Genomic DNA, 26,632 nt, shown 5'->3' with positions numbered 1-26,632 from the left:
CCCCGCGTCGACCGGCGCGGGGACTTCCGCGCCCCCTGCGCCGCCCCCGCCTCGCTCTCAAGGAGTGCCACGTCATGTCGAACGAGGAAAAGTTCCTCGAGTACCTCAAGCGCGCCACGGCGGATCTGCGGGAGGCCCGTACCCGACTGCGTGAATTCGAGGACCGCGACCGCGAGCCCATCGCCATCGTCGGAATGAGCTGCCGCTACCCGGGAGGCATCGGCTCCCCCGAGGACCTGTGGCGGCTCGTCGAGAACGGCGGCGACGGCATCTCGGAGTTCCCGACCGACCGGGAATGGGACGTCGAGCGGCTGTTCGGCGTCGACGAGGCGGGCACGTCCAACGCATGGGCCGGCGGCTTCCTGGACGGCGCCACCGAGTTCGACCCCGGCTTCTTCGGGATCTCACCTCGCGAGGCCCTGGCGATGGACCCCCAGCAGCGGCTGCTGCTCGAAGCCTCCTGGGAGGTGTTCGAGCGCGCGGGCATCGACCCCGCCACGGTCAAGGGCAGCCGTACCGGCGTCTTCGCCGGACTGATGTACCACGACTACCTGACGCTCATGCAGTCCCTCCCCGAGGGCGTCGAAGGCTACCTGGGCACGGGCACCTCCGGCAGCGTCGTAACCGGCCGCATCGCCTACACCCTGGGCCTGGAGGGTCCGGCGGTGACGGTGGACACGGCCTGCTCGTCGTCGCTGGTCGCCCTGCACATGGCGATCCAGGCGCTGCGCTCGGGCGAGTGCTCCATGGCGCTGGCGGGCGGTGTGACCGTCATGTCGACGCCGGGCACCTTCGTCGACTTCAGCCGTCAGGACGGCCTCTCCTTCGACGGCCGCTGCAAGTCCTTCTCGGACGACGCGGACGGCACCGGCTGGTCCGAGGGCGTCGGCATGCTCCTCGTCGAGAAGCTCTCGGACGCCCGCCGCAACGGCCACCGGATCCTTGCGGTGATCCGCGGCTCGGCCGTCAACCAGGACGGCGCCAGCAGCGGCCTGACCGCCCCGAACGGTCCGTCGCAGCAGCGCGTCATCCGCCAGGCCCTGGCCAACGCGCGCGTCTCCGCCGCCGACATCGACGTCGTCGAGGCCCACGGCACCGGCACCACCCTCGGCGACCCGATCGAGGCCCAGGCGCTGATCAACACGTACGGCCAGGAGCGGGCGGAAGGCCGACCGCTGTGGCTGGGCTCCCTGAAGTCGAACATCGGCCACACCCAGGCCGCTGCCGGTGTCGCGGGCATCATCAAGATGGTCATGGCCATGCGCCACGGCGTCATGCCTCGAACCCTCCACGCCGACCGGCCGACCTCCCAGGTCGACTGGGAGGCGGGCGCGGTGGAGCTGCTGACCGACGCCCGGGAGTGGCCCGAGACGGGGGAGCGGCCGCGCCGTGCCGCCGTCTCGTCCTTCGGCGTGAGCGGTACGAACGCGCATGTGATCCTGGAGCAGGCGCAGGAGGAGACGGCGGTCGAGCCTTCGGCTGCCGGGTCCGTGTTGCCGGTGGTGCCTTGGGTGCTTTCGGCCAAGTCGGGGGAGGCGCTGGCCGCTCAGGCGGAACGGCTGCTGGCCCGTGTGGGTCAGGCGTCGCCGCTGGACATCGGCTACTCCCTCGCCCTGACACGGGCACGCTTCGAGCACCGCGCGGTGGTGGTCGGCGGCACGCACGAGGACTTCGTCCGCGGCCTGGCGGCGATCGCCGACGGCACGGTGCGGGGTGTCGTGGGGGCCGCCGGTCGTTCGGCGTTCCTGTTCTCGGGTCAGGGTTCGCAGCGGGCGGGGATGGGGCGTGAGCTGTATGAGGCGTACCCGGTGTTCGCGGACGCGTTCGACGCGGTGTGCGCGGAGCTGGACCGGCACTTGGACGAGCCGGTCAGGGGTGTCGTCTTCGACGGCTCGGAGTTGATCGACCAGACCGTCTACACCCAGGCCGGCCTGTTCGCTGTTGAGGTCGCGCTGTTCAGGCTGCTGGAGCACTGGGGCGTCACCCCGGACTACCTGCTCGGGCACTCGATCGGTGAGCTGGCCGCCGCGCATGTGGCGGGTGTGTGGTCGTTGGAGGACGCGGCGGCGCTGGTCGCGGCGCGTGGCCGCCTCATGCAGGCACTGCCCACGGGCGGGGCCATGGTCGCCGTCCAGGCCACCGAGGCAGAGATCCTGCCGCTCCTTACCGACGGTGTCTCGATCGCCGCGATCAACGGCCCGGACTCCGTCGTCATCTCCGGCGACGAGGACGCCGTACTCGCCATCGCGTCCGGCTTCGCGAAGACGAAGCGGCTCCGCGTCAGCCACGCCTTCCACTCGCCGCGCATGGAACCCATGCTCGCCGAGTTCAAGGCGGTCGCGGAGGGCCTGACCTTCCAGGCCCCGAAGCTCCCGATCGTCTCCAACCTCACTGGGGAGCTGGCCGGTGAGGAGCTGCTGAGCGCCGATTACTGGATGGACCACGTCCGCCAGGCCGTCCGATTCCTGGATGGTGTACGGCAGTTGGAGGCTCAGGGCGTCACCACGTACCTGGAACTCGGGCCCGGCGGTGTCCTCTCCGCGATGGGCCAGTCCTGCGTCACCGACGACGACGCAGTCTTCCTCCCCGCGCTGCGCAAGAAACGCACCGAGACCGAGGCGCTCACCACGGCCGTGGCGGAGCTGCATGCGCACGGCACCGCTGTCGACTGGTCGGCGTACTACGCGAACACCGGCGCCCAGTGCGTCGACCTGCCCACCTACGCCTTCCAGCACCAGCACTACTGGCCCAAGAACTCCGTCCCGGCCGGTGATCTGACCAGCGTCGGACTGAGCTCTTCCGAGCATCCACTGCTCGTGGGCTCGGTCGCGCTCGCGGGCGAGGACGTCTCCCTCTTCACCAGCCGGTTGTCGCTGGATTCGCACCCGTGGCTCGCCGACCACGCCGTCTTCGGCTCCGTCCTGCTGCCCGGCACCGCGTTCGTCGAGCTTGCGTTGCATGCCGGTGAGCGCGTCGGCTGTGCGGTGCTCGATGAACTCACCATCCAGGCTCCACTGGTTCTGCCCGAGCGCGGTGCCGTGATCCTCCAGGTCGTCGTGGGTGCCGGGGCCGAGGACGGCCGCCGTCCGGTCGCCATCCACTCCAGCCCGGCCGACAGCGTCGAGGACGAGACCTGGACGCTGCACGCCTCTGGCGTCGTCGCCGCCGAGGCCGTCGCGTACCCCGCGGTCAGGCTCGCCGAGTGGCCGCCGCGCGATGCGGTGGTCGTCGAGACCGGCGGACTGTACGAGGACATGGCCGGTGCGGGCTTCGGCTACGGGCCTGTCTTCCAGGGCCTGCGAGCGGTGTGGCGGCGCGAGGACGAGGTGTTCGCCGAGGTCGCACTCGACCAGGACCTCTGGGGCGAGGCGGGCCGGTTCGGTCTGCATCCGGCGCTGCTCGACTCCGCCCTCCACGCCATCGGGGCGAGCGGCGGCCTGGCCGGTATTGAGGGCCCGGGGCTGCCGTTCGCCTGGACCGGTGTGAGCCTGTCCGCGATCGGCTCGCCCGTACTGCGCGTCCGGATCTCGGAAGGCCGGAGCGGTTCGGTGGCGCTGGACCTTGCCGACGGTACAGGCGCCCCCGTCGGGCGCGTCGACGCGCTCGTCCTGCGGCCGGTGACGGCCGAACAGATCGAAGGAGCTTCGCCGCGCGAGGGCTCCGACTCGCTGTTCCGGCTGGACTGGGTGCCGGCTCCGACAGCCCCGACCGCCGATCCGGTCGGGGAGTTCGATGTTCTGGCTGTTCCTGGCCCTGCTGCCGGCGGCGATGGCGATGGCGACGGCGATGGCGGTGTGGTTGCGGATGTCCACGGCCGTGTTGCCGAGGTGCTCGCCCGGCTTCAGCGCTGGCTGACCGACGAGTCGTCCGCCCGTCTGGTGGTGGTGACGTGTGGTGCGGTGGGTGAGGTTTCGGATCTTGGTGCGGCTGCGGTGTGGGGGTTGGTGCGTTCGGCGCAGTCGGAGCATCCGGAGCGGATTGTTCTTGTTGATGTGGAGGGTGATCCCGCGGGGTTTGAGGGGGTTGCTGGTCTGGTTGGTCTGGGTGAGCCGCAGGTGGCGGTTCGTGGGGGTGAGGTGCTGGTGCCCCGGTTGGGGCGGGTTGTGGTGCCTGCCGCCGGCCCGGACGCTGCCGGTCCGGACGCTGCGGGCCCGGATGCTGCGGGCCCGGATGCTGCGGGCCCGGATGCTGCTGGGGTTGCTGGTGTTGTGGGGGTTTCTGGGGGTGGGGGTGCGGTTCTGGTCACGGGTGCGGGTGGTGCGCTGGGTGGGTTGGTGGCGCGTCATCTGGTGGCGGTGCGGGGTGTGCGGGATCTGGTGCTGGTGTCGCGGCGTGCGGGGACCGGGCTGGTTGAGGAGTTGGAGGGGCTGGGGGCTTCGGTCCGGTGGGTGGTGTGTGATGTCACGGACCGGGATGCGTTGGAGGGTGTGGTTTCCGGCGTCGTCCGGGAGGGCGGTCTGGCGGGTGTGGTGCATGCCGCGGGTGTCGTGGACGACGGTGTGCTGGAGTCGTTGACCCCGGAGCGGGTCACCGGTGTTTTGCGTCCCAAGGCGGATGCGGCCTGGTATCTCCATGAGCTCACGGCCGGTCTCGATCTGTCGTTCTTCGTGCTGTTCTCCTCGGCCGCCGGTGTCCTGGGCTCCGCGGGTCAGGCCAACTACGCCGCCGCGAACGCCTTCCTCGACGCCCTCGCCTCCATGCGCCATGCCCAGGGCCTGCCCGCCACCTCCCTCGCCTGGGGCCCCTGGGCCGAGGGCGGTATGGCAGGTCGCCTCGACGCGGCCGACATCGCGCGCATGCGGCGCGGCGGCATCCCGCCGCTGTCGGTCGAAGAGGGACTGGCGCTCTTCGACCAGGCCCTCGGAGCTGACGAGGCGGTCCTTGCCCCGGTGCGGCTGGACCTCGGTGTGCTGCGCAAGGCGCCCGTCGTTCCGCATCTGCTGCGTGGTCTGATCCGTACGACGCATCGTCGTGCGGCGCGGGCCGGGAACGCTCAGTCCTCCGCGCTCGTGCAACGCCTGCTGACCCTCGGCACCGACGAACGCACCCAGCTGATCCTGGACACCGTACGAGGCGAGGTCGCGGCCGTCCTCGGCCACGCCTCCGGCGACGCGGTCCCGGCCGAACGCCCCTTCACCGAGCTGGGCTTCGACTCCCTCACCGCCGTCGAACTCCGCAACCGCCTCAACACCGCCACCGGCCTGCGCCTCCCGGCCACCCTCGTCTTCGACTACCCCTCCGCCGGACAACTCGCCGACCACCTCACCGACGAACTCTCCGGCGAAACCACCACCACGAACACGACCACCACCGCCACGACCACCGTCGGCGACGACGAACCCATCGCCATCGTCGGCATGGCCTGCCGCTACCCCGGCAACATCACCTCCCCCGAAGACCTCTGGAACCTCGTCGCCACCGGCACCGACGGCATCTCCGCCTTCCCCACCGACCGCGGCTGGGACCTGGACAGCCTTTACGGCGATGGCCCCCGGCACGACGAGGACGGCAGGTCGCTGACGCTGGAGGGCGGGTTCCTCTACGGAGCCCCCGGCTTCGACGCCGACTTCTTCGGGATCAGCCCGCGCGAGGCCCTCGCGATGGACCCGCAGCAGCGGCTGCTGCTCGAAGCCTCCTGGGAGGCGCTGGAGCGGGCCGGGATCGACCCGGCGACCGTACGCGGCAGCCGTACCGGCGTCTTCGCCGGCCTGATGTACCACGACTACGTCACCCGTCTGTCTGGTGCCGACGACACCGAGGGATACCTCGGCACCGGCAATGCGGGCAGCGTGGTCTCGGGGCGTGTCGCGTACGCGCTGGGCCTGGAGGGCCCGGCGGTGACGGTGGACACGGCCTGTTCGTCGTCCCTCGTCGCGCTGCACTGGGCGATCCAGGCGCTGCGCTCGGGTGAGTGCGAGATGGCGCTCGCGGGCGGTGTGACGGTCATGTCGACGCCGACGACGTTCGCCGAGTTCAGCAGGCAGGGCGGCCTCGCTTTCAACGGCCGGTGCAAGTCGTTCTCGGACGATGCGGACGGTACGGGCTGGGGCGAGGGTGTCGGGGTTCTGCTGGTCGAGCGGCTCTCCGAGGCCCGACGCAAGGGCCACCAGGTGCTCGCGGTCGTCGCCGGTTCCGCCGTCAACCAGGACGGTGCGTCGAACGGTCTGACCGCTCCGAACGGTCCGTCGCAGCAGCGCGTCATCCGCCAGGCCCTGGCCAACGCGCGCGTCTCGGCCGACCAGGTCGACATCGTCGAGGCCCACGGCACCGGCACCTCCCTGGGCGACCCGATCGAGGCCCAGGCCCTCATCGCCACCTACGGCCAGGAACGCACGGAGGACCGGCCGCTCTGGCTCGGCTCGATCAAGTCCAACCTCGGCCACACCCAGGCCGCCGCAGGTGTCGCCGGCATCATCAAGATGGTCATGGCCATGCGCCACGGCGTCATGCCCCAGACCCTGCACGTGGACGAGCCGTCCACCCACGTCGACTGGTCGGCGGGTGCGGTGGAGTTGCTGGCGGAGGCGCGGGAGTGGCCGGAGGTGGGCGAGCGTCCGCGTCGGGCGGGTGTGTCGTCGTTCGGGATCAGCGGGACGAACGCGCACGTGATTCTGGAGCAGGCGCAGGAAGAGCCGGCATCGGTGGAGATGCCGGTTGATGAGTCTGTGTTGCCGGTGGTGCCGTGGGTGCTGTCGGCAAGGTCGGAGGAGGCGTTGGCGGGTCAGGCGGAGCGGTTGCTCGGCCTGGTGGGCGGCGCTGCTCCGGTGCTGGATGTGGGTTACTCGCTGGCCGTGACACGTACGGCGTTCGAGCACCGTGCGGTGGTGGTCGGCGAGGACCGTGAGGCGCTGCTGAGGGCGGTGGCCGAGGGCCGGTCGGTGCCGGGTGTGGTCCGCGGCTCGGTCCAGGGCGGTCGTTCCGCCTTCTTGTTCTCGGGGCAGGGTTCGCAGCGGGCCGGGATGGGCCGTGAGCTGTATGAGGCGTACCCGGTGTTCGCGGACGCGTTCGACGCGGTGTGCGCGGAGCTGGACCGGCACTTGGACGAGCCGGTCAGGGGTGTTGTCTTCGACGGCTCGGAGCTGATCGACCAGACCGTGTACACCCAGGCGGGGTTGTTTGCTGTTGAGGTGGCGCTGTTCCGGCTGCTGGAGCACTGGGGGGTCACCCCGGACTACCTGCTCGGGCACTCGATCGGTGAGCTGGCCGCCGCGCATGTGGCGGGTGTGTGGTCGCTGGAGGACGCGGCGGCGCTGGTCGCGGCGCGTGGCCGCCTCATGCAGGCGCTCCCGACCGGCGGGGCGATGGTGGCCGTCCAGGCGACCGAGGCAGAGATCCTGCCGCTGCTGGTCGACGGTGTGTCGATCGCCGCGTTGAACGGCCCGGACTCCGTCGTCATCTCGGGCGACGAGGACGCCGTACTCGCCATCGCATCCGGCTTCGGGAAAACGAAGCGGCTCCGGGTCAGCCACGCGTTCCACTCGCCGCGCATGGAACCCATGCTCGCCGAGTTCAAGACCATCGCCGAGAGCCTGACCTTCCACGCACCGAAGCTCCCCATCGTCTCCAACCTCACCGGCGAACTCGCCGGTGAGGAACTGCTGAGCGCCGACTACTGGGTGGACCACGTCCGCCAGGCCGTCCGCTTCCTCGACGGCATCCGCCACCTCGAAACCCAGGGCGTCACCACGTACCTGGAACTTGGGCCCGGCGGCGTCCTCTCCGCCATGGGCCAGTCCTGCGTCACCGACGACCAGGCAGGTTTCGTGCCGGCGCTGCGGAAGAACCGCGCCGAGACCGAAGCGCTCGTCGCAGCCGTGGCCGAACTCCACGTCCGAGGCAAGGCCGTCGACTGGACGGCCTACTACGCTAAAACCGGCGCCCGGCGCACCGACCTGCCCACCTACGCCTTCCAGTACCAGCACTACTGGCCCGAGCCGCCTGCCGCCCCGGCCGAGGCCAAGGCTGCCGCCGACCCGGTCGACGCGAGCTTCTGGGAGGCCGTCGAGCGGGCGGACGTTGCTCACCTGCTCGACACCCTCGACATCGCCGACGGCGACGACACGACCCAGGCCTCGCTGGCGAACGTGCTTCCGCTGCTCTCGGAGTGGCGGCGCGAGCGGCGCAGCCACGCCACGCTGGACGACTGGCAGTACAGGATCACCTGGAAGCCCGTCCCGACCACCGACTCCGAACTGTCGGGCCATTGGTTCCTGGTCGTTCCGGAAGAGGCTGCCGAGGCCCCGTACGCGGAAGGCGTTGCCGCTGCACTCGTGGCGCACGGTGCCGATGTCACGCGTGTCGTCCTGACCGACCGGTCCTCGCTCGCCGCGACCCTCGCCGGTGCACCCGCGGACGGTGTGGTCTCGCTCGTGGGCCTGCACGGTACGGCCGTTCTCGTCCAGGCGCTGGACGACGCGGACGTGCGGGCGCCGCTGTGGTGCCTGACCCGGGGAGCCGTCTCCGTCGGGGCTGCCGACCGGATCACCAGCCCCGAGCAGGCCGCCGTCTGGGGCCTCGGACGGGTCGTCGGCCTCGAACTGCCGCAGCGCTGGGGCGGTCTCGTCGACCTCCCGGAGGAACTCGACGACCGCGCCGCCGCCCGCCTCTGCGCGGTGCTGGCGGCCACCGGCGACGAGGACCAGCTGGCCGTCCGCGGCTCCGGGGTCTTCGTACGCCGACTGGTGCGGGCACCGTTCCGCGAACCGGCACCGGCCTGGACCCCGCAGGGGACCGTTCTCGTCACCGGCGGCACCGGGGCTCTCGGCGGACGGATCGCCCGCTGGCTGGCCGGCAACGGCGCCGAGCACCTCGTCCTCACCAGCCGCCGGGGCACCGACGCCCCCGGCGCGGCCGAACTCCGCGACGAACTCACCGCCATGGACGTACGGGTGACCATCGCGGCCTGCGACGTCGCCGACCGTACGACCCTGTACCGGCTTCTCGACGGGCTGCACGAGGCGGGCGACAAGGTCACCGCCGTTCTGCACACCGCGGGCATCGGCCCCACCCGCGCCGTCACCGACCTCACCGACCTTGAGATCGATGCCGTTCTGGGAGCGAAGACAGGCGGAGCAACCCTTCTCGACGCGTACTTCACCGAGGACACCGCGCTGGACGCGTTCGTCCTCTTCTCCTCCAGCGCCGGTGTCTGGGGCAGCGCGGGCCAGGGCGCCTACGCCGCCGCCAACGCCCACCTCGACGCGCTCGCCCAGCAGCGCCGCTCGCGCGGTCTGGCAGCCACCTCCATCGCCTGGGGCGCCTGGGGCGGTGGCGGCATGGCCGACGGCGAGGCCGGCGAGCTGATGCGCAAGCGCGGCCTGCCCCTCATGGACCCGGACCTGGCCGTGCTCGCCCTGCAGCGCGCGGCGGCCGGCGACGAGCCCTGCGTGGCGATGGCCGACATCGACTGGGACCGGTTCACTCCCCGCTTCACCGCTGCCCGCCCGCAGCCGCTGATCTCCGAGATTCCGGAGGTCCGCAGCCTGCTGGCCGCTGTCGAGCGGGCCAGGGACGGCGAGGACGAGACCAGCTCCGCGTTCCTCGGCCGACTGCGGGCCCTGTCCACGGCCGAACAGCACCAGACCCTGCTCAAGCTGGTACGCGGCGAGGCCGCCGCCGTCCTCGGTCACGCGACCGCCGAAGCCGTGCAGCCGGGCCGGGTGTTCCAGGACCTCGGCTTCGACTCCCTCACCGTGGTCGAACTTCGCAACCGCCTGAAGGCCGTGACCGGGCTGGCGCTGCCGGCGACCCTCGCGTTCGACCACCCGTCGCCCGAGGCTCTCGCGCACCACCTGCGGACCAGCCTCCTCGGCGACGACGACGCCACGGCCGCCAACGGCACGGCGCGCAACGGCTCGGCCACGGCCGGAGCAGGGGCCGGATCCGACGCCGCCGCCGACGACGACCTGATCGCCGTCGTCGGGATGAGCTGCCGCTTCCCCGGCGGTGTGAACAGCCCCGAGCAGCTGTGGGATCTGCTGGCCGAGGGCCGCGACGCCCTCGGTGGCTTCCCCGTCGACCGGGGCTGGGACGTGGAGCGGCTCTACGACCCGGAGCGTGGCACACCCAACACCTCGTACACGGACCAGGGCGGATTCCTCTACGAGGCCGGCTACTTCGACCCCGCCCTCTTCGGGATCTCGCCGCGCGAGGCCCTCGGCATGGACCCGCAGCAGCGGTTGCTGCTGGAGACGTCGTGGGAGGCGTTCGAGCGGTCCGGGATCGATCCGGCGTCGGTTCGTGGCAGCCGTACCGGTGTGTTCACCGGCACGAACGGCCAGGACTACGCCACCCTCCTGCTCGGTGTCACCGATGCTGACAGCCTCTCGATGACCAGCAATGCGGCGAGTGTGGTGTCGGGGCGTATCTCGTACACGTTCGGTCTGGAAGGGCCGGCCGTGACGGTGGACACGGCCTGTTCGGCCTCGCTGGTCGCCCTGCACCTGGCGGTGCAGGCGCTGCGCTCGGGTGAGTGCGAGATGGCGCTCGCGGGCGGTGTGACGGTCATGTCGACACCGGGCGCGTTCATCGAGTTCTCCCGGCAGGGCGGACTCGCCACGGACGGACGGGTCAAGGCGTTCGCGGAAGCAGCGGACGGCACGGGCTGGGGCGAGGGCGTGGGCATGCTCCTCGTCGAGCGGCTCTCCGACGCCCGCGCTAAGGGACACCCGGTCCTGGCCGTCGTCCGGGGCTCCGCGATCAACCAGGACGGCGCCTCCAACGGCCTCACCGCCCCCAACGGCCCCGCCCAGCAACGCGTCATCCGCCAGGCCCTGACCAACGCCGGCCTGACCGGCAGCGACGTCGACGTCGTCGAGGCCCACGGCACCGGCACCACCCTCGGCGACCCCATCGAAGCCCAGGCCCTCCTCGCCACCTACGGCCAGAACCGACCCGACAACCAACCCCTGTGGCTCGGCTCCGTCAAGTCGAACATCGGCCACACCCAGGCCGCCGCCGGAGTCGCCGGCATCATCAAGATGATCATGTCGATGCGCCACGGCATCATGCCCCGCACCCTCCACATCGACCAGCCCTCCACCCACGTCGACTGGACCACCGGAGCCGTCGAACTCCTCACCCGACCCCGCACCTGGAACCACCACCAACACCCCCGCCGCGCCGCCATCTCCTCCTTCGGCATCAGCGGCACCAACGCCCACGTCATCATCGAAGAACCACCGACCGACCACCCCACCCCGACAACCAACCGCACAGACACGGCCGATGGATCGCTGGTTTCCTGGCCCGTGTCCGGCATGACGGAGGAAGCGCTGCGCGCCCAGGCCGAGCAACTGCGTGCCTACGCGGCCGGCGCCACCGAACCCGACCTGCTCGACACGGGTTACTCCCTGGCAACCACCCGCGCGGCGCTCGCACACCGGGCCGTCGTCCAGGGCCGCGACCGTGCCGCACTCATCGCCGCCCTGAGCGGCCTTGCCCGCGGAACCACGGTGAACGGGCTGGTCAAGGGCACTGCCCTGGGTGGCGAGACCGCCTTCTTGTTCTCGGGTCAGGGTTCGCAGCGGTCGGGGATGGGCCGTGAGCTGTATGAGGCGTACCCGGTGTTCGCAGATGCCTTCGACGCGGTGTGCGCGGAGCTGGACCGGCATCTCGACCAGCCGGTCAGGGATATCGTCTTCGACGGCTCGGAGCTGATCGACCAGACCGTGTACACCCAGGCCGGGCTGTTCGCTGTTGAGGTCGCGCTGTTCAGGCTGCTGGAACACTGGGGCGTCACCCCGGACTACCTGCTCGGGCACTCGATCGGTGAGCTGGCCGCCGCGCATGTGGCCGGTGTCTGGTCCCTGGAGGACGCGGCCGCCCTCGTCGCCGCCCGGGGCCGCCTCATGCAGGCACTGCCCACAGGCGGGGCCATGGTCGCCGTCCAGACCACCGAGGCAGAGATCCTGCCGCTGCTGGTCGACGGTGTGTCGATCGCCGCGTTGAACGGCCCGGAATCCGTCGTCATCTCCGGTGACGAGGACGCCGTACTCGCCATCGCATCCGGCTTCGGGAAGACGAAGCGCCTCCGCGTCAGTCACGCCTTCCACTCGCCACGCATGGAACCCATGCTCGCCGAGTTCAGGACCATCGCGGAGAACCTGACCTTCCACGCACCGCGGATCCCCATCGTCTCCAATCTCACTGGGGAACTGGCCGGTGAGGAGCTGCTGAGCGCCGATTACTGGGTGGACCATGTCCGCCAGGCGGTCCGCTTCCTCGATGGCGTAAGGAAGTTGGAGTCCCAGGGCGTCACCACGTACCTGGAACTCGGGCCCGGCGGCGTCCTCTCCGCGATGGGCCAGTCCTGCGTCACCGACGATCAGGCAGGTTTCGTACCGGCCCTGCGCAAGGACCGCGCCGAACCCGACGCGCTCACCACCGCCCTCGCCGAACTCCACGTCCGAGGCACCCGCATCGACTGGTCGGCGTACTACGCCAACACCGGCGCCCAGCGCACCGACCTGCCCACCTACGCCTTCCAGCACAAGCACTACTGGCCCGAGGTGTCCTTCGGTAGCCCGGAAGGCCAGCAGAGCGCCGGCGGCAGCACCAATGCCGGTGCCGGTGCCGGTGCCGGTGCCAGTGCCGTCGATGCCGCCTTCTGGCAGGCCGTCGACCAGGCGGACCTGGCAGCGCTCACCGAGACGCTCGACCTCGGCGGCGACGACGCGCGGGTCTCCGCGCTCGGCGACGTACTGCCCCTGCTTTCCACCTGGCACCAGGAGAGCCGTGAGCGTTCGGCTGCCGACTCCTGGCGCTACAAGATCGTGTGGCGGCCGCTCACCGAGCTGACCGTGCCCACCCTCACCGGCACCTGGCTGCTTGTCGTCCCCGCTGCGGGCGCCGATGAGGAGCTGGTGCGGGCGTGTGCGGACGCGCTCACCGATCACGGAGCGGTGGTCGAGCTCCTTCGGCCCGCCGACGAGCCGGACCTCGCCGCCCGTCTTCGTACTGCGGCGGCGGCCGGGCAAGCCCTCGGGGGTGTGCTGTCCCTGCTCGCCATGGACGAGCGCCCGCACAGTGCGTACGAAGTGCTCCCGACAGGTCTCACGGAGGCCCATGCTCTGGTCAGGGCCATGGCCGAGGCGGAGTCGGTCGCGCCGCTGTGGTCCGTCACCCGGTCCGCCGTCGCGGTCGGTGAGACCGATGGGCCCGCACGACCCGTCCAGGCTCAGATGTGGGGCCTCGGCCGGGTCGTGGCCCTCGAACACGCCACGTTCTGGGGCGGGCTCGTCGACCTGCCCGAGACGCCCGACGCGGGGGCCCTCGACCGGATGGCTTCCGTGTTGGCGCAGCGTACGGCCGCCGCCGGTCCGCCGCGCGGCGGGGTCGAGGACCAGGTGGCCGTACGAGCCTCCGGGGTCTTCACCCGGCGCCTCGTCCCCGCCTCCACCGCGGGCGTGAAGGCGCGCCGTCAGTGGCGCCCCACCGACACCGTGATCGTCACCGGCGGCACCGGAGCCATCGGCGGGCATGTCGCCCGCTGGCTCGCGGCGAACGATGCCGAGCACATCGTCCTGACCAGTCGGAGCGGCGAACAGGCCACTGGTGCACGGGAGTTGAAGGAGGAGCTGGAGGCCGCCGGTGCCAAGGTCACCGTCGCGGCCTGCGATGTGGCCGACCGGGATTCCGTCAAGGCGTTGCTGGACGGGCTGGCGGCGGACGGGTTCCACGTACGTACGGTCCTGCACGCCGCCGGTGTCGGCCTCCTGGCGCCGCTGACCGAATGCGGTCCGGAAGCGGCCGCCTACGTCGCGAACGGCAAGGTCTCCGGAGCCCGTCACTTCGACGAACTCCTCGACCCGGCCGGGCTCGACGCGGTGGTCTACTTCACCTCGGTCGCCGGTGTCTGGGGCGTGGGCGACCACGGCGTCTACGCCGCCGCCAACGCCTACCTGGACGCACTCGCCCAGCAGAGCCGGGCCCGCGGGATACCCGCCACGGCCGTGGCCTGGGGCCCCTGGGCCGACGGCGGGATGGCCGCGGGCGCCGACGAGAACAAGGGAGAGGGCGCGCTGACCCGGCATGGTGTGCTGGCGCTGCGGCCCGAACTCGCCATGGTCGCCCTGCAGGAGGCACTCGACCACGAGGACGCCGCGGTGGTCCTCGCGGACATGGACTGGGAGCGGTTCGCACCGGTCTTCACGATGAGCGGCGACCGCCCCCTCATCGGGGAGATCCCGCAGGTCAAGAGGGCCAACGAGCAGCAGGCGGCGGTGGCGTCCGAGGCATCGGGCTCGGTCCCCGCCCTGCGGGCGAAGCTCGCCGAGCTGCCCGAGGCCGAGCAGGACCAGCTGGTTCTGGACCTGGTACGGGAGCACACAGCCGGGGTACTGGGCCATGCATCGGCCCAGGACATCGAGGCCCGCCGGGCCTTCCAGGACCTCGGGTTCGACTCGCTGACCGCTGTCGAACTGCGCAACCGGCTCGGGGCGGCCACCGGTCTCAAGCTTCCGGCGACCATGGTCTTCGACCACCCGACGCCGGTCGCGCTTGCGGCTCTCCTCAAGGCCGAGATCCTGCCGGCCGCCGCAGAACAGGTCCTTCCGGCGGTGGACGAACTCGACCGTCTGGAGCAGGCACTCGCCGCCCGCGACAGTGACGACATCGGCCGGGTCAGGGTCGTCATGCGGCTCGAAGCCCTGCTCTCGAAGCTCAGCCAGGACCGGCGTACGGACGAATCGGCGGCCGACCGGGACGGCGCTGTGGCGGGACTCGAATCTGCCACTAACGACGAGCTGTTCGATCTGATCGACAGGGACCTCGGGCTCTCCTGACCACACCGGGCCACACCAGGCCACACCGGGCCGCGCCGGACCACACACCGGACTGCTCCGGACCTCACCCTCCTACCCCGGCAGCACGCACTCATTTTTTAGCTAGAACCCGACGGGAGCGACGTTTCGATGGCGGATGAAGAGAAGCTGCGGGAATACCTGACCCGTGTGGTTGCGGAGCTGCAGCAGACCCGCCAGCACCTGCGCAACGTCGAGTCCCAGGAAGCGGAGCCGATCGCGATCGTCTCCATGAGCTGCCGCTACCCGGGGGGCGTCGACACGCCCGAGGACCTGTGGGACCTCGTGTCCTCGGGCGGCGACGCCATCTCCGGCCTGCCGGCCGATCGTGGCTGGAACATCGAGGACCTGTACGACCCCGACCCCTCCGCCACGGGCAAGATCTACGCCCTCGAAGGCGGCTTCCTGCACGACGCGGGCGAGTTCGATCCGGCCTTCTTCGGCATCTCGCCGCGTGAGGCCCTCGCGATGGACCCGCAGCAGCGGCTGCTGCTGGAGACCTCCTGGGAGGCGCTGGAGCGGGCCGGTATCGACCCGACGGCCGTCGGCGGCAGTGCCACCGGCGTGTTCGTCGGAGCGGCGGGCCAGGGTTACGGCGGCGACCTGAGCGGGGCCGCGGGCTCCGAGGGCTACATCCTCACCGGCACCGTCACGTCCGTGCTGTCGGGACGCATCTCGTACACCCTCGGCCTCGAAGGCCCGGCCGTCACGCTCGACACCGCGTGCTCCTCCTCCCTCGTCGCCCTGCACCTGGCCGCCCAGGCGCTGCGCAACGGCGAGTGCGCCATGGCCCTGGCGGGCGGCGCTTCGATCATGCCGAGCCCGGCCGGACTCATGGAGTTCAGCCGGCAGCAGGGCCTCGCGCGCGACGGCCGCTGCAAGGCGTTCGCGGATGCCGCCGACGGCATGGGCATGGCCGAGGGTGTCGGCATGCTGCTGCTGGAGCGGCTCTCGGACGCCCGTCGCAACGGCCACGACGTTCTCGCCGTCATCCGTGGCTCCGCCATCAACCAGGACGGTGCCTCCAACGGCCTCACCGCCCCCAACGGCCCCGCCCAGCAGCGCGTCATCCGCCAGGCCCTCGCCAACGCGAAGATCTCGGCCGACCAGGTCGACGTCGTCGAGGCGCACGGCACCGGAACCTCGCTGGGCGACCCGATCGAGGCCCAGGCCCTGCTGGCCACCTACGGCCAGGACCGGCCGACCGGGCGGCCGCTGCTGCTCGGTTCGGTGAAGTCGAACATCGGCCACACGCAGGCCGCCGCCGGTGTCGCGGGCGTGATGAAGATGGTCCTGGCCATGCGGCATGGTGTGCTGCCCAAGAGCCTTCACATAGACGAGCCTTCCACGCACGTCGACTGGACCGCCGGCGCCGTCGAGCTCGTCACCGAGCACCGGGAGTGGCCCGAGACCGGCGCCCCGCGCATCGCCGGTGTCTCCTCCTTCGGGATCAGCGGCACCAACGCCCACGTGATCCTGGAGCAGGAGCCCTTCCCTGAGACCTCGGATGCCTCGGAGGTTTCGGATGCTTCGGGGGATGCGGGTCCGGGGCCGGTTTCGGTGGCGGTGGGGGTGGGGTTGTCGGCGGTTCCGTGGGTGCTGTCGGCGAAGTCGGGGCAGGCTCTGGCGGATCAGGCGGGGCGTCTGCTGGCGCGGGTTCGTGATGATGCCGGGCTTTCGGTGGTGGACCTGGGGTATTCGTTGGCGTTGACCCGGTCTCGTTTCGAGTGCCGGGCCGGTGTGGTGGCCGGTGGGCGTGCGGAGTTCGTTGCCGCGCTGGAGGCGGTTGCTGCGGGTGGTCCGGCTCCTGGTGTGGTGCGGGGGGTCGCGGCGGACGCGGAGGTGCGTCCGGTGTTCGTGTTCCCGGGGCAGGGTGCGCAGTGGGTGGGCATGGCGGTGGGGCTTCTCGACTCCTCGCCGGTGTTCGCGGCGCGGATGACGGAGTGCGCCGCCGCGCTGGAGCCGCACGTCGACTGGTCGCTGATCGATGTCGTGCGTGGTGCCGGCGGTGCGCCCGGCTTGGACCGCGTCGACGTGGTCCAGCCGGTGCTGTGGGCCGTGATGGTGTCGCTGGCGGAGGTGTGGCGTTCGTACGGTGTCGAGCCTGCGGCCGTGATCGGCCACTCCCAGGGTGAGATCGCCGCTGCGGCCGTCGCCGGAATCCTGACTCTGAGCGACGCGGCGAAGGTCGTGGCGCTGCGCAGTCGGGCGATCATCGCGCTCGCGGGCCGTGGTGGCATGGTGTCGGTGGCCCAGCCCGCTGCCTGGGTGCGGGAGAAGATCACGGCGTGGGACGGGCGGATTTCCATCGCCGCCGTCAACGGGCCTTCGTCCGTGGTGGTTTCGGGTGACCCGGAGGCTCTGGACGAGCTGGTCACCGACTGCCAGGCGGGCGAGATCCGCGCCCGCAAGGTGGACGTGGACTACGCCTCCCACTCCGCCCACGTCGAGGAGATCGAGGCCGAACTGGCCCGACTCCTGGCCGGCATCGCCCCGCAGACCGGCGGCACGCCCCTCTACTCCTCCCTCACGGGCGGGCTGCTCGACGGTACGGAGATGGGTGCTGGGTACTGGTACAACAACCTCCGCGAGACCGTCGAGTTCGAGCAGGCGACCCGCACGGCTCTCGGCGACGGGCACACGGTCTTCATCGAGGTCAGCCCCCACCCCGTCCTCTCCCTCGGCCTCCAGGGCACCATCGAGGATGCCGAAGCCGGCGCCGTGACCCTCGGCACGCTCCGCCGTGACGAGGGCGGGCTCGACCGCTTCCTGGCCTCGCTCACCGAGGCCCACGTCCACGGCACGATCGTCGACTGGACGGCCGTCTTCGCCGGCACCGGCGCCACTCGTGTCCCCCTCCCCACCTACGCCTTCCAGCGCACCCGCTACTGGCCCGAGTCCCCGGCCGTCGTGCTCGCCGAGACGGCTGCCCCGGACGACGCCGCCTTCTGGGAGGCCGTCGAACGGGGCAACCTCGAAGCCCTCGTCGGAGCTCTGGAACCCGCAGACGCCGAGCCGCTGCGCGCGGCTCTTCCCGCGCTCGTCAGCTGGCGCCGTCAGCGCCGTGAGAGCTCCACCATCGACTCGTGGCGCTACCGCGTCACCTGGAAGCCCGTCGCCACACCTCTCGACGCCACCCTGTCGGGGCGCTGGCTGCTCGTCGTACCGGAGAGCGCGGAGAACGCGACGGGCAACGCGAACGACGCCGCGACCACCCTGACCCAGACCCTCACCGCCGCCCTGACCCGGCACGGCGCCGAGGCCGTCCCCACCACCCTCGCCGCACTCGCCGCACTCGCCGACACCGAGGACCTCTCGGACGCCGCAGGCTTCCTCTCTCTCCTGGCACTGGACACCGCGCCGCACCCGGGCCATCCGGGCGTGACCACCGGTCTGGCAGGCACGGTCGCACTCATCCGCGCCCTGGCCGACGCCGGGGCGACCGCACCGCTGTGGACCCTCACCCGGGGCGCGGTCTCCGTCGGTGCCTCCGACCGCGGGGTCGACCCCGCCCAGAGCGCCGTCTGGGGCCTGGGCCGGGTCGCCGGCCTCGAACTCCCCGAGGGCTGGGGCGGACTCGTCGACCTGCCCGCCGACCTGGACAACCGCGGAGCCTCCCGCCTCGCCGCCCTGATCGCGGGCGGTGACGAGGACCAACTCGCCCTCCGCGACTCGGGCGCGCACGCCTGCCGGCTGACCCGCGCCCCCCTCGGCAGCCGCCCCGGCACCCGCGACTGGACCCCGCACGGCACCGTACTGATCACGGGCGGCACCGGCGCCATCGCCTCGCACGTCGCCCGCGAACTGGCCGAGACCGGAGCCGAGCACCTCGTACTGACCAGTCGGCGCGGCCTCGACGCCCCCGGCGCAACCGAACTGCGCGACGAACTCACCGCCACCGGCATAAGGGTCACCATCGCGGCCTGCGATGTCGCCGACCACGACAGCCTGCGGACCCTGATCGACGGGCTCCGTGCGGCGGGCGAGACGATCACCGCCGTCCTGCACGCCGCAGGCGTCGACCGCACCGGCGAACTCCTCACCCTCGACGCCGCCCAGCTCCACGAGGTCCTGGCCGCCAAGACCCTCGGCGCCGCCCACCTCGACGAAATCTTCGACGATGTCTCCGACGACGGATCGCTCGACGCCTTCGTTCTCTTCTCCTCCAACTCCGGCGTCTGGGGCAGCGGCGGCCACGCCGCCTACGCCGCCTCCAACGCCTACCTCGACGGCCTCGCCCTCCGCCGCCGCGCCCGCGGCCTGACCGCCACCTCCATCGCCTGGGGCGCCTGGGACGGCGGCGGCATGTCCGGCGGCGACGCCGGTGAGCAGCTCGCCCGCCGCGGTCTCGCCGCGATGCCCACCGGGCTTGCCATCGCGGCCCTGCGCCAGTCCGTCGAGCACGACGAAACCTGCGTGAGCATCGCCGACATGGACTGGGAGCGCTTCGCTCCCGTCTACGCCCTGTCCCGGCCGCGCCCGCTCATCGGCGACATCCCCGAGGCGGCACGCGCCCTCGCCGCGAAGGACGAGGCAGCGGACGGCACCGGCCAGGACGGCTCCGCGTTGCGCACCCGGCTCCGTGGACTCACCGCCGCCGAACAGGAGCAGCAGCTCCTCGACCTCGTACGCGGCGAGGCCGCGTCCGTACTCGGCCACCGGAGCACGGACGCGGTCCAGCCCGGCCGGGCCTTCAAGGAGCTCGGCTTCGACTCGCTGACCGCCGTCGAACTGCGCAACCGGCTCACCGAGGCCACCGGTCTCAAGCTGCCCACCACCCTTGTCTTCGACCACCCGAACGCCACCCGGGTCGCCGAGCTGCTGCGCACCAAGCTCCTCGGCATCGACAGCACCGCCCCGACCGTGGTGCGCGCGGCCTGGTCCGAGGACGACGAGCAGATCGCCATCGTCGGCATGAGCTGCCGGTTCCCCGGCGGTGTCGGCTCCCCCGAGGACCTGTGGCGGATCGTGGCCTCCGGCACCGACACCATGAGCCCCTTCCCCGCGAACCGTGGTTGGGACATGGACGTCGTGTACGACCCCGACGGCCGCCCCGGCACCTCGTACATCAACGAGGGCGGCTTCGTCGTCGACGCGGGCCACTTCGACCCGGGCTTCTTCGGGATCTCGCCGCGCGAGGCCCTCGCGATGGACCCGCAGCAGCGGCTGCTCCTCGAAGCCTCCTGGGAGGCATTCGAGCGGGCCGGCATCGACCCCGAAACGCTGCGCGGCAGCCTGACCGGTGTCTACGCCGGCACCAACGGCCAGGACTACGCACCGCTCCTGATGGCCTCCGCCGAGGCCGCCGACACCACCCTCACCAGCAACGCGGCCAGTGTGCTGTCCGGCCGCATCTCCTACACCCTGGGCCTGGAGGGCCCGGCGGCGACCATCGACACCGGCTGCTCCTCCTCACTGGTGGCCCTGCACCTGGCGGCCCAGGCGCTGCGCAAGGGCGAATGCGACCTGGCGCTCGCGGGCGGTGTGACCGTCATGTCGACGCCGATGTCGTTCACCGAGTTCAGCCGCCAGCAGGGCCTCGCCTCCGACGGCCGCTGCAAGTCCTTCGCGGACGCTGCCGACGGCACCGGCTGGGGCGAGGGCGTCGGCGTCCTGCTCGTCGAGCGGCTCTCGGACGCCCGCCGCAACGGCCACGAAGTCCTCGCGATCGTCCGTGGCTCGGCGATCAACCAGGACGGCGCGTCCAACGGCCTGACCGCCCCCAACGGCCCCTCCCAGCAGCGCGTCATCCGCCAGGCCCTCGCCGGCTCCGGCCTGAACGCCGCCGACATCGACGTCGTCGAGGCCCACGGCACCGGCACCCGGCTCGGCGACCCGATCGAGGCCCAGGCACTGATCAATACGTACGGCCAGGAGCGCGCCGAGGACCAGCCGCTGTGGCTCGGCTCGGTGAAGTCGAACCTCGGCCACACGCAGGCCGCGGCGGGTGTCGCGGGCGTCATCAAGATGGTCATGGCCATGCGCCACGGCGTGCTCCCGAAGACCCTCCACGTGGACCAGCCGTCCACGAAGGTGGACTGGCAGGCGGGCGCGGTCGAGCTGCTGACCGAGGCCCGGGACTGGCCGGCCTCGGCCGAGCGACTGCGCCGTGCCGCCGTCTCGTCGTTCGGTGTGAGCGGCACCAACACCCACGTCATCCTGGAGGAGCCGCAGTCCGGACCCGAGCCGGTCGAGACGGCGAAGTCCCTTCTGCCGACAGTTCCTTGGATCCTGTCGGCCAAGTCGGAGAGCTCCCTCGCCGGCCAGGCCGAACGGCTGCTGGCGCTGGTACGGGAGAACGCCGCCCTGTCGCCGCTCGACATCGGCTACTCCCTCGCCCTGACCCGCACCGCTTTCGACCGCCGGGCGGCGATCGTGGCCGGCGACACCGAGCACGTCCTGAGCCAGCTGGAGGCGATCGCCGACGGCACGGTGCGGGGTGTGGTGGGCGCCGCCGGTCGTTCGGCGTTCTTGTTCTCGGGTCAGGGTTCGCAGCGGGCCGGGATGGGCCGTGAGCTGTATGAGGCGTACCCGGTGTTCGCGGACGCGTTCGACGCGGTCTGTGCCGAACTCGACAAGCACTTGGACGAGCCGGTCAAGGACATCGTCTTCGACGGCTCGGAGCTGATCGACCAGACCGTGTACACCCAGGCCGGCCTGTTCGCTGTTGAGGTCTCCCTCTTCCGGCTGCTGGAGCACTGGGGGGTGACCCCGGACTACCTGCTCGGGCACTCGATCGGTGAGCTGGCCGCCGCGCATGTGGCCGGTGTCTGGTCCCTGGAGGACGCGGCCGCCCTCGTCGCCGCCCGGGGCCGCCTCATGCAGGCACTCCCGGCCGGTGGAGCCATGGTCGCCGTCCAGGCAACGGAGGCGGAAGTCCTGCCGCTCCTCACCGATGGTGTGTCGATCGCCGCGTTGAACGGCCCGGACTCCGTCGTCATCTCCGGCGGCGAGGACGCGGTGCTGGCGATCGCGTCCGGTTTCGGGAAGACGAAGCGGCTCCGGGTCAGTCACGCGTTCCACTCGCCGCGCATGGAACCCATGCTCGCCGAGTTCAGGACCATCGCGGAGAACCTGACCTTCCACGCCCCGAAGCTCCCCATCGTCTCCAACCTGACCGGCGAACTCGCCGGTGAGGAACTGCTGAGCGCCGGCTACTGGGTGGACCATGTCCGCCAGGCCGTCCGCTTCCTCGACGGCATCCGCCACCTCGAAACCCAGGGCGTCACCACGTACCTGGAACTCGGCCCCGGCGGCGTCCTCTCCGCCATGGGTCAGGACTGCGTCACCGCAGATGCCTCCTTCCTTCCCACCCTGCGTAAGGACCGTACCGAGACCGAGGCGCTCACCACCGCCGTGGCGGAGCTGCATGCGCACGGCGCCTCCGTCGACTGGGCCGCGTACTACGCGCACACCGGCGCCCAGCGCGTCGACCTGCCCACCTACGCCTTCCAGAACGAGCACTACTGGCCCAAGAACTTCAACCGCACCGGTGACCTCACCAGTGTCGGTCTGAGCACGTCCGAGCACCCGCTGCTCGTGGGTTCGGTCGCGCTCGCGGGCGAGGATGTCTCCCTCTTCACCAGCCGGCTGTCGCTGGACTCGCACCCGTGGCTCGCCGACCACGCCGTCCTGGGTTCGGTGCTGCTGCCCGGCACCGCTTTCGTCGAACTCGCGCTGCACGCGGGTGACCGGGTCGGCTGCGGAGTGCTGGAGGAACTGACCCTCCAGGCCCCGTTGGTGCTGGTCGAGCGCGGTGCCCGCATCCTGCAGATCGTCGTCGGCGCGGCCGAGGCCGACGGTCGCCGCACGGTCACCGTTCACTCAAGCTCCGCCGCCGACGGCGACGACAACTGGATCCTGCACGCCTCCGGTGTCGTCGCCGAAGGCTCCGAGCGGGCCGGGGAGTCCGCTGCCGGACTCGTCGAATGGCCGCCGCGCGACGCGGAGGCCGTCTCCGTGGACGGCATGTACGAATTCCTCGGCGAGCTCGGCTACGGCTATGGCCCGGTGTTCCAGGGCCTGCGGGCCGTGTGGCGCCGCGACGGAGAGCTGTTCGCCGAGGTCGAGCTGGCGGGAGAGGCGGGGGAGCAGGCGGCCCGGTTCGGCCTGCATCCGGCGCTGCTGGATTCCGCCCTGCACGCGATCGGCCTCAGCGGCGGTCTCTCCGGCATGGAGGGACCGGGGCTGCCGTTCGCCTGGACGGACGTCGAGCTGTTCGCCGTCGGATCGCCGGTCCTGCGCGTACGGATGACCGTGGGCGACGGCGGCAAGGTCTCGCTGGACCTCGCCGACGGCACGGGTGCGCCGGTGGGCCGGGTCGGCTCGCTGGTGCTCCGGCCGGTGTCCGCACAGCAGTTGGACGGTGCCGCGGCCGCGGAGGGCGCCGATTCCCTCTTCCGCCTCGAATGGGTCCAGACGACCGCTCCGGCCCAGGCGGCGGACGACGCTGATGAGCCGGCCGTTCTCGTCCTGGACGGCGCGGACACGGACGTACGCGAACACCTCACCCACGCACTGAACCGGCTGCAGGAGTGGCTGGCCGCGGAGCGTGACACGGATGCGCGTCTGGTCGTGGTGACCCGGGGCGCGGTGGCCGTGGGTGCCACGGACGGTGACGTCGATCGGGGGCCCGTGTGGGGTCTGGTCCGGTCGGCGCAGTCCGAGAACCCGGGTCGGATTGTTCTGGTGGACGTCGATGTGGATGTCGATGCCGATGCCGATGTCGATGTTGTTGGTGTGGCGGCGGGGTTGGGTGAGCCGCAGGTTGTGGTGCGTGAGGGTCGGTGGTTCGTGCCTCGGTTGGTGCGGGCTGTGGCTGGTGGTGCTGGTGGTGCTGGTGGTGGGTTGGTGGTTCCGTCGGGTGTGGCGGAGTGGTCGTTGCAGAGCACGGGCAAGGGCACGCTGGAGAATCTGGCGCTGTTGCCCGTGGAGCGGCCGGAGCCGGAGCCGGGGCCGGGGCTGGGGCTGGGGCTGGTCGAGGGTCAGGTGCGGGTGGATGTGCGGGCGGCGGGGGTCAATTTCCGTGATGTGCTGAACGCGCTGGGGATGTATCCGGGTCCTGAGGTGCCGATGGGTGCCGAGGGTGCGGGTGTGGTCGCGGAGGTCGGTCCGGGGGTGACGGATCTGCGTCCGGGTGACCGGGTGATGGGTCTGTTCTCCGGCTCGTTCGGCCCGAGTGCGGTCACCGAACGCCGGATGCTCGCCCCGATCCCCGACGACTGGCCCTACGCACAGGCCGCAGCCGTGCCGGCGGTGTTCCTGACCGCCTACTACGGGCTGGTCGAGTTGGCCGATGTGCGTCCGGGTGATTCGGTGCTGGTGCATGCGGCGTCCGGGGGTGTGGGGACGGCGGCGGTGCAGCTGGCCCGGCATCTGGGGGCCGAGGTGTACGGCACGGCGAGTGAGGCGAAGTGGCCGGTCCTGGCCGCGATGGGCATTCCCGCCGAGCGGATCGCTTCCTCCCGGACCCTCGACTTCGCCGAAGCCTTTGCCGCGGAGACGGGCGGGCGGGGCATGGACGTCGTGCTGAACTCCCTGGCCGGGGAGTTCATCGACGCCTCGCTCGGTCTGCTGCCGCGCGGCGGCCGGTTCCTGGAGATGGGCAAGACCGACGTACGCCACCCCGAGCAGGTCGCCGAGACGCATCCCGGGGTCGACTACCGGTCCTTCGAGTTGCTGGATGCGGGTCTGGACCGGCTTCAGAAGATGCTGCTGGAGCTGCTGGAGCTGTTCCGGGAGGGTGTGCTGAGCCTGCCGCCGGTACGGGCATGGGACATCAGGCAGGCGCCCGAGGCGCTGCGGTTCATGAGCCAGGCCCGGCACGTGGGCAAGGTCGTCGTGACGATGCCCCGCATCCCCGATCCCCAGGGCACCTACCTGGTCACGGGAGCCACGGGCACGTTGGGCGGCCTGGTCGCCCGGCACCTGGTCACCGCACGCGGCGTACGCAGCCTGCTGCTCCTCAGCCGCCGGGGCGCCGACGCCCCGGGCGCGGCCGAGCTGGTCGCGGAGCTGGAAGGGGCCGGGGCCCGGGTCTCCCTGGTGGCCTGCGACGCCGCCGACCGCGACGCACTGGCCGCCGCCCTGACCACCGTCCCCGCCGAGCACCCCCTCACCGGCATCGTCCACACCGCCGGAGTCGTGGACGACGGGGTGATCCCGGAACTGGACGCCGACCGCATCGACACGGTCCTGCGTCCCAAGGCCGACGCCGCGTGGAACCTCCACGAGCTCACCCGCCACCACCACGAACTCGCCGAGTTCGTCATGTTCTCGTCCACCGCAGGCATCTTCGGTGGTCCGGGGCAGGGCAACTACGCGGCGGCGAACGTGTTCCTCGATGTGCTGGCCCAGCACCGGCAGGCCCAGGGCCTGCCCGCCACCGCCGTGGCCTGGGGCATGTGGGAGGAGCGCAGCGGCATGACGGCGCACCTCGGCGACGCCGAGATCGCCCGCATGACCCGAGCCGGCATGCAGCCGCTGCCGAGCGCTCTCGGCCTCGCCCTGCTGGACGCGGCCACCGCCACCGGAAACGCCCTGCTGGTCGGTACCCGTCTGGACCTGGCCGCCATCCGCAAGCAGGCGGATACCGAGGGCACGGGCGTGCTTCCGCTGCTGCAGGGCCTGGTCAAGGCCCCGGCCAGGAAGGCCCGGGGTGCGGCGAAGGCCGTCGAGGCGTCCTCGTTCGCCCAGCAACTCGCCGCCCTGCCCGCCGAACAGGCCGAACGCACCCTGCTCGACCTCGTCCGCACCCACGTCGCCGCCGTACTCGGACACGCCTCCGCCGACACCATCCAAACCGACAAGGCCTTCCGCGAACTCGGCTTCGACTCCCTCACCGCCGTAGAAATCCGCAACCGCCTCAACACCGCCACCGGCCTACGCCTCCCGTCCACCCTGGTCTTCGACTACCCGACACCCGAGGTGCTGGTCGACCACCTGCGCTCCGAACTGCTGGGGCTCGACGCGGGTGCGGCCACGGTCGGTGCTTCCGTCGCCGCGACCGCCGGTGCGGACGACCCGATCGCCATCATCGGGATGAGCTGCCGGTTCCCGGGCGGGGTCCGTTCGCCGCAAGACCTGTGGCAGCTCCTCGCCGAGGGCCGCGACGCCATCGGCGGCGTACCGCTCGACCGCCAGTGGGACCTGATGGCCCCGCCCGTCTCCGACGACGAGCGGGCCGCGGCCCCCGTCCTCCAGGGCGGATTCGTCCAGGACGCCGGGGACTTCGATCCGGCCTTCTTCGGGATCTCACCGCGCGAGGCCATCGCCATGGACCCGCAGCAGCGGCTCCTGCTGGAGACCTCCTGGGAGACCTTCGAGAACGCGGGCATCAACCCGCGCAGCCTCAAGGGCACCCCCGCCGGAGTGTTCGTCGGCGTCAACACGCAGGACTACGTCACCTTGCTGGCCAAGGTTCCTGCGGGCGGCGAGGGCTACGTCGCGAGCGGCACCTCCGGCAGCGTCGCCTCCGGCCGTATCTCGTACACGTTCGGTCTCGAAGGACCGGCCGTCACCGTCGACACCGCGTGCTCGTCCTCGCTGGTCGCCCTGCATCTGGCCGCCCACGCCCTGCGCAACGGCGAGTGCACGATGGCCCTGGCCGGTGGCGTCAACATCATGGCCACCCCCGGAACGTTCGCCGACTTCGACAAGCAGCAGGGTCTGGCGCCCGACGGCCGGTGCAAGGCCTTCGCGGACGCCGCCGACGGCACCGGCTGGGGAGAGGGCGCGGGCGTTCTGCTTCTGGAGCGGTTGTCGGAGGCGCGGCGTCTGGGTCATGAGGTGCTGGCGGTGGTGCGGGGTTCGGCGGTCAATCAGGACGGTGC

Annotated in this window: 2 protein-coding genes; both read left to right on the top strand. The window is 71.5% G+C overall.

The window, feature by feature from the left end; genetic code table 11:
* Positions 1–35 precede the first annotated feature (35 nt).
* The gene (locus ACFYY1_RS40215; protein ID WP_388594815.1) at positions 36–14,783 is read left to right on the top strand and encodes a type I polyketide synthase; all 14,748 of its coding nucleotides are present in this window, start codon (positions 36–38) and stop codon (positions 14,781–14,783) included.
* A gap of 129 nt (positions 14,784–14,912) precedes the next feature.
* Positions 14,913–26,632: type I polyketide synthase (locus tag ACFYY1_RS40210; protein WP_388594809.1), on the top strand; the 11,720-nt coding region annotated here is incomplete at its 3' end.

The sequence above is a fragment of the Streptomyces sp. NPDC001890 genome (assembly GCF_042891445.1).
Taxonomy (GTDB): Bacteria; Actinomycetota; Actinomycetes; order Streptomycetales; family Streptomycetaceae; genus Streptomyces.
This window is presented reverse-complemented; position numbering and strand designations above follow the sequence as displayed.